This is a genomic window from Pseudarthrobacter sp. 10T415, from assembly GCF_056394175.1.
The window spans coordinates 25,004-35,982 of sequence record NZ_JBFTHJ010000015.1 but is presented as its reverse complement, the minus strand read 5'-3'; the positions used below and the strand labels follow the sequence as shown (position 1 = coordinate 35,982).

The following is a 10,979-nucleotide window of genomic DNA, read 5'->3' as shown; positions in this document are numbered from 1 at the left end:
CTTATAGCGGATTCCCACGACGGGCAAAGACGCCAGAAGATTCAGAGCCGGAACTGAGACTAAGAACTAACTCCAACGCTTCTGAGGTCAGAGAAGGAGCGGAGCTAGCCGCTCGGCTGCCTGCTGCGCCGATGCTATGTGCGCCCGAATGGCGTCCAGTCGTTCCGATGTGCCGCCCAAACATAATGCGCCTCCCGGTGTTGAACCGGGTAACGCTATGGGAACTGCGACACAGCAGCGACCTTCCTCCAGTTCATCGACCTGCATTGCGTAGCCCCTCTCCCTAGCTTCCTCAAGATCGTCTTGCAAGGATGCGAGGCTCGTGATCGTTTTGGGTGTCAATTTCTTGAGTGAACCCCCGGGAAGAACCGCAAGGAGATCTTCCAATTGCGAAAGAAACAATTTACCGGCGGCCGACGCGTGCAGATATCGCGTCATCTCAGTTTCGGAACGCGGAGGGTGGTCAGGATCAGAATCAGCGATTCTAATGGACGATGCTTGGAAGGCGACTAGGTGAACGGCAAATCGTGTTTGTCCTCGAAATTCTTCTAGGGCATCTCGCGCCGACGTTGGAACTGATGGCACTGCACCTGCCGAGATCAAGGCGGTAATCGCGTGCCCTAAAGCAAAGCCGCGCAAATCGGCAGTTCTTACCAGATATTCGTCGCCAACGAGTGCATTGAGCAGCCTATAAGCGGTTGCTGGTGGCATTGATAACGCATCAGTAATATCTTTGGCGGTTGTACCAGGGCCTAGCCGGGCAACTGTTTCAAGAATTCGCAACGAGTTTACTGTCGCACTTGATTGCAAGCGCTCTGGTCTTCCGAGATTCACGATCTCCGCCCGGATTTCCGAGAGTAGTGAAGATCGGATTCCCTTGTTTCATCGTATATTCCGACCTCATCCATGAGAGCGGGGGAGCGCCACCGGAGAAACTGGGCATATAGGGCGCTGAGGGCCACAACAGAGCCATAGACGCCAGCTTGCACGTTGCCTTCCTGAGCTGAGACCGAAACTGCATTCCAGACCACGAAAGCTACGGCGCCAACCGTCACCCCTCCCAGAGCCCAGGAAAACCAAGCTCCTTCCCCGATCCGCCTGAGGAAAAAGGGCAGGGATGCGCTTGCCAGTACGTAGGCGCCGAGATAGCCGTAGGCGCCCAAGGTGAAGAGGTGGGTGAGCCCTTTTTCGGGTGAGACCCCGGACAGGACCATGACGATGGGTACGGCGGTGATAACGGGCATGGCCGTCAAAATTGCAGCCCACGGCGTTCTGAGGGTTGGATGAGTGCGCCCGATCATTGTTGGTGCAACGCCCTCCCTTCCCATACAAAAGAGGGTTCTTGCCAGCGCGTTGACTGAGGCAACGGCACAGGCAAAAAAAGATGCGGCTATTCCCACGTCCAACATGACCGCCATGAGGGCGGAAGTCTTGAAGTAGAACATGTCCGATAGCGGTGTTGCGCTTGAAGCGATGAAACCGGGTGCGTCCTTCAGTGCGATGTCCTGTCCCGTTACCGCAAGAAGGTAGAGCGCGCCGGTGACTATCGGAGTCCAACGTATCGTGCGTGGGATGTTGATAAAGGGCCGCTGCGCTTCTCCTCCCAGAGTCGTTGAGCTTTCGAAACCGACAAAAGCGCTAACCGCGACAACTACCCCGAGGGAGAGCGAGTCGAAATTTCCGTTCACTGAAATGAGCGAACCGAGGTCCACATGTGGTCGGGCCAGTATGAAATAGGCCGTAAGCAAAGAAGCCAGCAACAGGATTGAAACGCACTCCACCAGGAGGGTCACCTTGGCTGATATGTGGATGCCGCGGACCATAAAGAAGCCCGCAAGGGCAGCGGCAGCAAGCATGATCAAGGTTACGACCAGGGTTCCGCCGCCGACGGAACCCAACAGACTCTCCACAATGTTGGCGCCGTAGGTCCCGACGGCCAGCAGGCTCGCCATCGCGATCAGACCATAGCCGAAGATCATCGACCAGCCTGCAGTGATAGCCGCGCTGGGGCCGAGCCCCTTTGCTGTGTAGCTGTACAGGCCACTGACGGCCGCCATTCTTTGCGCCATCGGGCGAAGACAGGACGAGACGAGCAGCATCACTGACATAGCGATCAGGAAGGACATCACGAGGTTGGTGCCCGCAGCGCCGAACACCAGAGCAGGAACAACCGACATACCCCCGGCGGGAGCAACTGCCGCCACCGCTTGCGCGAACACGGGTATAAACGGCAGCTTCCGGCGGCTGAGCCCAGCGACGGGTGAATGAGCGGATATCAAGCGGTTGCGAGGAACGGACACGGCTTCTGACTCTCAATGCAAAGGGCTATCCATCCCGTCACTGCGGCGGCAAGGCATCGGCCCGAGATTGATCGACCATAACACTTTGCTGATGCTAATGCCCGAAGAAGCCAACATTTCCGGCATGTTGCGGGTATGTTTCAGGCATGTTAACTAGCTCGGGAGAATTTGCAGGAAATTTCCCATCTGAATTTTCAAGAAACATCTCGTTTTAGGGCGTGCACGCCGGTAGCTTGGTTTGTAGCCGACATCGGGAGACGAAGATCACATCCTTGGGATGAGGCTGCGGAACCACCCGAATGTGAGTTAGTTCGGAATACCGCCAAGAAAGTATCTAGTCCTATTCCTCATAACAACGGAAAACATTTGTCTGCCCGGATAACCGCGCAAGTTTTTCGAGGGTGAGGAATTCAGGAAATTAAGGAGAACAACAATGACTGTTTACGCACAGCCCGGCACCGAGGGCTCGAAAGTCACCTTCAAGGACCGCTATGAGAACTGGATCGGCGGCGAATGGGTGGCCCCCGTTAAGGGCCAGTACTTCGAAAACATCACCCCCGTCACCGGTAAGGCCTTTTGTGAGGTAGCCAGGAGCACGGCCGAGGACATCGATCTTGCCCTGGATGCCGCACATAAAGCCGCACCTGCCTGGGGTAAAGCATCGGCGGCCGAGCGCGCTGCGGTACTGAACAAGGTGGCCGACCGGATTGAGCAGAACCTGGAGCTGCTGGCCGTGGCAGAGACCTGGGACAACGGCAAGCCGGTGCGCGAGTCACTCGCGGCGGACATCCCGTTGGTAGCAGACCATTTCCGCTACTTCGCCTCAGCCATTCGCGCGCAGGAAGGCCGCCTGTCACAGCTCGACGACAACACCACCGCCTACCACTACCACGAGCCGCTCGGGGTAGTGGGACTAATCGTTCCGTGGAACTTTCCGATACTGATGGCCGTCTGGAAACTCGCCCCCGCCTTGGCTGCGGGTAACGCAGTGGTCCTCAAGCCGGCCGAGCAGACCCCGGCATCGATCCTGGTGCTGATGGAGCTGCTGGCCGACATCCTGCCCGCGGGCGTGGTCAACGTCGTCAACGGCTTCGGTGTCGAAGCCGGCAAGCCGCTCGCGTCCAGCCCCCGCATCCGAAAGATTGCGTTCACGGGCGAGACCACCACGGGCCGTCTGATCAGCCAGTACGCCAGTCAGAACCTAATCCCGGTCACGCTCGAACTCGGCGGTAAGAGCCCCAACCTCTTCTTCAACGACGTCGCCGACTCCAGCGACGCCTTTTACGACAAGGCGCTCGAAGGCTTCGCCCTCTTTGCCTTAAACCAGGGCGAGGTCTGCACCGCCCCGTCCCGCGCACTGGTCCAGGAGGACATCTACGAGTCCTTCATGGCCGACGCCGTGGCACGGGTAGAGACAATCATTCAGGGCAACCCGCTAGACACCGAAACCCAGCTCGGAGCCCAGGCCTCCAACGACCAGCTCGAAAAGATCCTCTCCTACATTGACATCGGAAGGCAGGAAGGCGCCAAACTGCTCACCGGAGGGTTCCGCGCCGATCTCCCCGGCGACCTCGCCGGCGGCTACTACGTTCAGCCCACGGTCTTTGAAGGCCACAACAAGATGCGGATCTTTCAGGAGGAAATCTTCGGACCTGTCCTCTCGGTCGCGAAGTTCAGCGACTACAACGAGGCCATGGAGATCGCGAACGACACCCTCTACGGACTCGGCGCAGGCGTTTGGTCACGCAACGGCAACATCGCCTACCGGGCGGGCCGCGAAATCCAGGCCGGCCGCGTCTGGGTCAACAACTTCCATGCCTATCCGGCCGGCGCCGCGTTCGGCGGCTACAAGTCCTCCGGCATCGGGCGCGAAAACCACGCCATGATGCTGGACCACTACCAGCAGACCAAGAACCTGCTGGTCAGCTACGACGAAAACAAACTCGGCTTCTTCTAAACGACCGGGGGCTGTGCGGCAGGGCTGACGTTTTCATCCTTCCGCACCACCTTCTACGCCTCCGAAGTCATTCGCCCAAACGCTGCAGGACATGCCTGGACGGTTCTACCTGAGGAGTTCCTCATGACAACAGCTCGCCTTGACGCCGCTGTAACACTCCCTGGCGAGGATTTCTCCAGGGTGGCGCTGACATCGGATGCAGTGGAGTTACTGAGAAAACTGTGGGTGAGGCATGGAGCGTTGATGTTCCACCAGTCCGGTGGCTGCTGCGATGGATCGGCGCCCATGTGCTATCCCAGAGGTGAATTTCAGACTGGAGCGGCCGACGTCCTGCTTGGACGATTCGACATTACCTCCAAAGCTGAGAGTGAAGGCTCTGACACTGAGCACCAGCCAGTGGATTTTTGGATGTCCAGAGAGCAGTTTGCTTACTGGAGCCATACCCATCTAACGGTGGACGTGGTGCAGGGCAGAGGGAGCGGGTTTTCACTGGAATCACCCGACGGAGTGCGCTTCCTCATCCGCTCATCGCTCATGAACTGGTCCGCCTAGACAGCACTGCGGCTGTACAGATAGCTGCGTTCCCCGCTCACCGACCGAGTCTGAATTTAGCAAGGTGATTGACGTGCCCCTTATCAGTGATGGTCAGGGTGCTGCGGAACATTCCGACTCGTCAACCTTTGAACCGTCTAAGGAAGCAAAGCCCAATGACATTTGAAAACCTCAAGTTCCGGTGCGACGGCGGAGTTGCCTGGATAATGCTGGACCGGCCCGCTGCTGCCAACGCCCTGAGTGTCGCCCTCGCCGAGGAGTTCTGCGCGGCAGTAGACCTCGCAAACGACAACCCTGACGTTCATGTGCTCGTTCTACAGGGCTCCGGTAAGTTCTTTTGCGCCGGCGGCGACGTGGCGGCCATGGCCGATGCTGAGGACCCTGCCGAATTTCTTCGCATTTTGGCCGGAAAGATGAGCGAAGGGCTACTCGCCTTGACCCGGTCCCGGCTTGTGACGATTGCAGCCGTCCATGGGGCAGCCGCGGGGGCAGGGCTCGCCCTGGTCCTGAACGCTGATCTGGTCCTTGCTTCCTCGAACGCGTTCTTCCAAAGCGCCTATGCGAAGGTGGGTCTGACGCCTGACTGTGGCGTCTCATATCTTCTGCCCCAAGTGGTTGGTCCGCGCAGGGCGGCCGAGATCTGCCTGTCTGGCCGAGTGGTTACGGCAGCGGAGGCACTCCAGTGGGGTCTGGTCAATGAGGTCGTGGACGAATCTGCACTTCAGATCAGGGCCCAAGACTTGGCCCTCCGCCTCGCAGGTTCTGCGGCCCAGACGCTGGGGCCGACCAAACGCCTGCTCACCACGGCCACTGTCGCCGCCTACGGAAAACATCTGGACGACGAAGTGGCGACCATTACCAGCATTGTTTCCCACGAAAACACCAGGAACCGGATCTTATCTTTTGCGGGCCGCAGCAAAGCCGTAGGGCGTGCATGAGTATTCCGTCCAGCCCGATAGCAAGTATCAGGAAGCCTCGCCCCCGAAAAACTCACCAGCCCCTATGCTCCGGGCCCTGATCGCCGGGCACGTCCGGCCAGGCCTCATGCCTCGGCAGAAGGAAAAACTCGCCTGAACGTCCACATCCAGGCAATTTCTCCCCAGCATCACTGCACAGAAAGAAGGACCTCCATGGCCATCCCCGTTGTTGAAAGCTCCGCCCACCATCCCGGTCATCCTGCCCAGTCTCCGACAGCACCGCTGTCGGATCTGACAGCCGACGAGTTCGTCAAGATTCGGGAGATCATTTCGGCTGAATCTACCTTCGCACTCACCACCCGGTTTGCCTATGTGGGGTTGGAGGAACCCCATAAGCGGGAAGTCCTTGCCTACGTTGAGGGTGCCGGTCCCCGACCGGAACGCCGGGCCCGGGTGATGTTGCTGGACATGGCGACCGGTGCTTCCACGGACAACATCGTCTCCCTGGACCAGGCCAGTGTGTTGACCTCCGTGGCCATCGACCCGGCCGAGGGCCAGACTCCCATTCTGTTGGAGGAGTTCGATGCCATTGCCGGGATCTGCGCTGAAGACCCCCGCTGGGTGCAGTCCCTCGCCGACCGGGGGACGGAGCCGCAGAAGGTTGTATGCATTCCGTTGTCCGCGGGCTCCTACGGCTTCGAGGAGGAAGCAGGGCGTCGCATCGTACGGGTCCTGGCCTTCCGCCAGGACTACCCCGAAGACCATCCCTGGGCACATCCACTCGAGGGGCTGTGCGCTTATGTTGACACGATCGACCGCAAAATTACCCGCCTCATCGATACCGGGGCTGTGCCGGTTCCGGCTGAGTCCGGCAACTTTGATGACCCCGCAGTGCAGGGCGAACCGCTAAGCACGCTCAAGCCCATAGAAATCACCCAGCCCGAAGGCCCCAGCTTCACCGTAGAGGGGCGTTCGGTCACTTGGGCTAACTGGAAATTCGACATCGGCTTCGATGCCCGTGAAGGCCTGATCCTGCGAAACCTGTCCTTCACGGACCAGGGTGAGGAACGTCCGGTCATGTACCGGGGCTCGATCGCGGAGATGGTTGTGCCGTACGGGGACCCTTCGCCCATCCGGTTCTGGCAAAACTATTTTGACCTCGGCGAGTACCTCTTCGGCCGCTTCACCAACTCGCTGGAACTGGGCTGCGACTGCGTAGGCGAAATCCAGTACTTCGACGCTGTCCTCAGCGACGAACTAGGAACGCCGTTCACCATCAAGAACGGCATCTGCATGCACGAAGAGGACTTCGGAACCCTCTGGAAGCATTCCGATATGTTCACCAACTCCAGCGAGGTCAGGCGCTCCCGCCGCCTGGTGATCAGCAGCTTCACCACGGTAGGCAACTACGACTACGGGTTCTACTGGTACCTCTATCTCGACGGGACGATCGAGCTTGAAGCCAAACTCACCGGCATCCTCTTCACCTCCGGGTACGCGGAGGCCGACGCCCCCTACACTTCGGAGGTTGCCCCCGGACTGGGAGCCCCCTATCACCAGCATCTCTTCAGCGCACGGCTGGACATGATGGTGGACGGCGTAAAAAACGCCGTCGATGAAGTCGACGCCGTGCGCCTGCCGTTCAGCGACACCAACGACCGTGGGGAGGCCTTCACGAAGTCGGTCACGCGTCTGGCCACCGAACAAACAGCGGCCCGTGACGCTAAGGGATCAGTAGGCCGCGCCTGGCACATCGTGAACACTGAGAAGACAAACCGGCTGGGCCAGCCCACCGGTTACGTGCTGTACCCCGGGGACCAGCCCACCCTGATGGCCGACCCGGCCTCCTCGCTCGCCGCCCGTGCCGCATTCGCCACAAAGCACCTGTGGGTTACACAGTACGACCCGGCCGAGCGCTACGCTGCCGGAGACTTCGTCCAAACGCCGCTTTCTTTCCTGCTGGGGGCGCTGGGCATGTTGTGCGTGGGGTCCGTGGTCGCCATGTTCGCGGGAAGCCTCTCCTCAGCCGGATCGATGTACACCTACTTGAGCAAGGGTGCAAGTAGGACAACCGGGTTTGTCGGAGGTTGGGCATACGTGAGCGCATACCTTCTCTTCGGTGCAGGGGTGCTGGGCGGCTTCGGCTTCTTCATGTCTCAGCTAGTCGAAGTGCTCCTTGGTGGTGCAGTGCAGTGGTACTGGTTCACGTTGCTCGGTATCGCCATTATCACCCTCCTCAACTTCTTCAACATTGCCGTGTCAACAAGGAACCAGCTCATCTTCCTTGTGCTGAGCATGTCGGCCATGCTCGTGGTCGCATTCATTGTTATCGCTATGGGTTCGCCTGAGGTCAGCCTTGTCGATGGTGAGACACCGATTGCAGCAGCCGGTACAAGCTGGGACCCGACAGCCTTCTGGCCGCCCGCCGCGGGAGCCCCGTGGATCGGTGTCTTCTTCGGTATGAGCTTCGCGATGCTGTCTTTCGTGGGTTCGGAGTCGAGTGCGTCCCTCTCTGAGGAGACCCGTGATTCGAAGCGCAACATTCCCCGCGCAGTGATCGGTTCGATCCTGGTCGCCGGGATCTTCTATGTAATTGTCAGCTACGCGACCGCGATTGGCTTCGGCGTCGAGCAGGCCAGGATTGATTGGCCTGCTTCGGCGACCGGTCTCGCCGCTGTGGCTCCGAACACGCTCACCTCGGCACTGGTCCTCGCTGCCGCTGGTGGTTCAAGCCTGTTCTGCGCTTTGGGATTCCACACTGCATCGTCTCGAGTCCTGTTCGCCATGGGGCGCGAGGGCGTGCTGCCGAAACGACTCGGACGACTGCACCCGCATTGGAACACCCCGTGGAACTCCATGATCTTGGCTATCGTGATCTGGATCCTACTGATCGCCGGATCGGTGCTCTTCGTTGCAAAGGACGCGCAAGTCGAGCTTGCTGGAACTGATAACCACGTCACGGGAGGCATCTTCGTCTTTACGCTTCTACTCAACTTTGGGACCCCCGTGGTGATGTTCGTGTACCTGATGCTCGGTATCGCCGGGATAATTCACGGACTGCGAAATCGCATGCGGAAGTTTATCCTTGCCGGAGCGGGAGCTGGGATATTCGCTATCGTTGCGATACTCGGCGGTCTCTACTTCTCGTTCGTTCCCGCGGAGCCCGGTGGAGACATTCCGATGGTCCTTCGTGTCATTCCATGGGTCTTAGTCGCGATCGTTCTGGCAGGGTGGGCGCTGGCCGCCTGGACCAAGCGTGCCCGCGCTCAGGCCTGGGCCGACATGGGTCGAGTATTCGACGAGCTGTAGAGGCCCTCGCATCGGAAGATGCGGATATGGACGGGCGCTGCTGAACTCACTAAGCAGCGCCGTCATCAAGGGCCTTTGTCCAGGGGGAGGGCCCGGCCTCTCGGTCTAGGGGAAACAGGGGTTGGATTCTTCCCGAATGTCGGAGCCAGCTACTTTCTGTCAAGTTTCCGGGGTCGCTTGGGATATATCTGGGACGTACAGGCCATCGGATAGGTTGCCGCGTCGCGCTCGGTTGCGGCTTGGCCGCATCGGTTCCAAGGACTTCGCAGAGGGAGCCGGCCTAGTGCTGGTGGACAAAAACGATGAACCGTCTGGTCAATCACACCTTCACTCCCCATGCCATGTCCCCCGATCACTAGGCGGCCATATGCGCCACCGTGTATTCCATTCCGTTGCCACTGGAATCCGCCCGGCACGGATTCCAGCAGATGCTCGATGGACAGACTTTCGGAAAGATCGTGTTTCAGCCTTAGGGATTCCTTTGTCCCGCAATGCACACCGGTGCTGCCGTCAAGAATAGGAGCATCCACTCGTAGCTGCCAGTAGTCCGCCATCCCTGGCCCTGTCGCGGCCCCGCGCGGCGATCCACCTCCTTAGTACCGCATTCCATCCAGCTGCGCGAACCCCTCACCCCCGCCCGATAGCCAGCGTTCTTGCAGACAACAGCTGCCGGGACATTTTGCCATTACCCGTTCAAGGAGAAAAATGAATCGCAGTGCAGATGTTGTCATCGTCGGGGCCGCGCGTACACCGCAGGGCAGGCTGATGGGCCAGCTCGCTCCGTTGTCCGCCGTTGAGCTCGGCGGCGCCGCGATCGCCGGGGCGGTGGAGAAGGCGAAGATCCGCCCGGACGCCGTCGAGGCGGTCATCATGGGGCATGTGCTCCAGGCGGGGGCCGGACAGAATTCTGCCCGGCAGGCCGCCGTCGCAGGAGGCATCCGCTTAGCGCCCACGCAGCCACCGTCAACAAGGTCTGCCTCTCCGGGCTGAGCGCCATCATCGAGGCCGCCCGGCTGCTGAGGCTGGGAGAAGCCGAGGTGGTGGTCGCCGGCGGACAGGAATCCATGAGCAACGCCCCGCACGTGCTGGCCGGTTCCCGCGCCGGGCACCTTTACGGTGACACTGCGCTGATTGATTCCGCCGCCCACGACGGACTCACCGATGCCTTCGATCACGAGGCAATGGGACTAGCCACAGACCGGGCCAATGGTGCCTTGGGCATCCTTCGTGCGGATCAGGACACAGCAGCCGCCGACTCTCACCGGCGTGCCGCCGCCGCCCAGGCCGCCGGACTCTTCGATGACGAGATCGTCCCGATCAAGGTCCCGCAGCGCCGCGGGCAGGCCGAACTCGCAGGAACCGATGAGGGTGTGCGCGCCAACAGCACACTGGAGTCCCTCGCCCGGCTCCGGCCGTCCTTCTCCCCAACCGGCACTGTTACCGCCGGCAACGCCTCCCCGCTTAATGACGGTGCCGCCGCCGTCGTCCTGACTACGCGCGGCTATGCAGAGAGCCACAGCCTCAGGATCCTTGCCACGGTCGGTGCCCCGGGACAAACCGCAGGCCCGGATACCTCGCTCCCGGACAAACCAGCCCGCGCCATCAGCAAAGCCCTCAAGACAGCGGGCTGGACAATCGAGGACCTGGACTTCGTGGAGATCAACGAGGCCTTCGCCTCTGTGGCCCTGCACTCGGCGGCACTGCTGGGTCTCGCCATGGACAAGGTCAACGTCAATGGGGGAGCGATCGCCCTTGGCCATCCCATTGGTGCCTCCGGTGCACGCGTCGTTGTCACGGCCGTGCATGAGCTGATGCGCCGCGGCACCGGCAAAGCCGCCGTCGCTCTGTGCGGGGGCGGCGGCCAAGGCGAAGCGCTGCTGCTATCCCGCTGAGATTCCAAGTCGCCGCACGTATCTGTCGCTTGAACGCCTGGAAGGTCCCCCA

General features: G+C 60.4%; 6 protein-coding genes and 1 pseudogene. 5 read left to right on the top strand and 2 right to left on the bottom strand.

Going from position 1 to position 10,979, the window contains the following annotated elements:
• Positions 1 to 87 precede the first annotated feature (87 nt).
• Together AC1DBN_RS16855 and AC1DBN_RS16850 are read right to left on the bottom strand one after the other, a co-directional pair.
• Complete coding sequence (locus AC1DBN_RS16855; protein WP_477723726.1) at positions 88 to 810, bottom strand: IclR family transcriptional regulator; 723 nt, start codon at positions 808 to 810, stop codon at positions 88 to 90.
• 20 nt (positions 811 to 830) lie between these two features.
• Entirely contained in the window at positions 831 to 2,219 is a 1,389-nt protein-coding gene (locus tag AC1DBN_RS16850) for an APC family permease (RefSeq protein WP_477723757.1), read from the bottom strand.
• A gap of 514 nt (positions 2,220 to 2,733) precedes the next feature.
• Between AC1DBN_RS16850 and exaC the strand changes: the two genes are divergently transcribed.
• The 5 genes and pseudogenes from exaC (at position 2,734) to AC1DBN_RS16825 (ending at position 10,927) form a co-directional block, all read left to right on the top strand.
• Complete coding sequence (exaC, locus tag AC1DBN_RS16845) at positions 2,734 to 4,257, top strand: acetaldehyde dehydrogenase ExaC (protein ID WP_477723725.1); 1,524 nt, start codon at positions 2,734 to 2,736, stop codon at positions 4,255 to 4,257.
• 123 nt (positions 4,258 to 4,380) lie between these two features.
• Positions 4,381 to 4,809 carry a DUF779 domain-containing protein gene (locus AC1DBN_RS16840; RefSeq protein WP_477723724.1) on the top strand — a complete coding sequence of 143 codons (429 nt, stop codon included), beginning with the start codon at positions 4,381 to 4,383 and terminating at the stop codon, positions 4,807 to 4,809.
• A 155-nt stretch (positions 4,810 to 4,964) separates the two neighbouring features.
• Positions 4,965 to 5,747 carry an enoyl-CoA hydratase/isomerase family protein gene (locus tag AC1DBN_RS16835; RefSeq protein WP_477723723.1) on the top strand — a complete coding sequence of 261 codons (783 nt, stop codon included), beginning with the start codon at positions 4,965 to 4,967 and terminating at the stop codon, positions 5,745 to 5,747.
• A gap of 192 nt (positions 5,748 to 5,939) precedes the next feature.
• Complete coding sequence (locus tag AC1DBN_RS16830; RefSeq protein WP_477723722.1) at positions 5,940 to 9,035, top strand: primary-amine oxidase; 3,096 nt, start codon at positions 5,940 to 5,942, stop codon at positions 9,033 to 9,035.
• Between the two features lie 705 nt (positions 9,036 to 9,740).
• Positions 9,741 to 10,927 (top strand): annotated as a pseudogene (locus AC1DBN_RS16825) (acetyl-CoA C-acetyltransferase).
• The last annotated feature ends 52 nt before the right edge of the window (positions 10,928 to 10,979 follow it).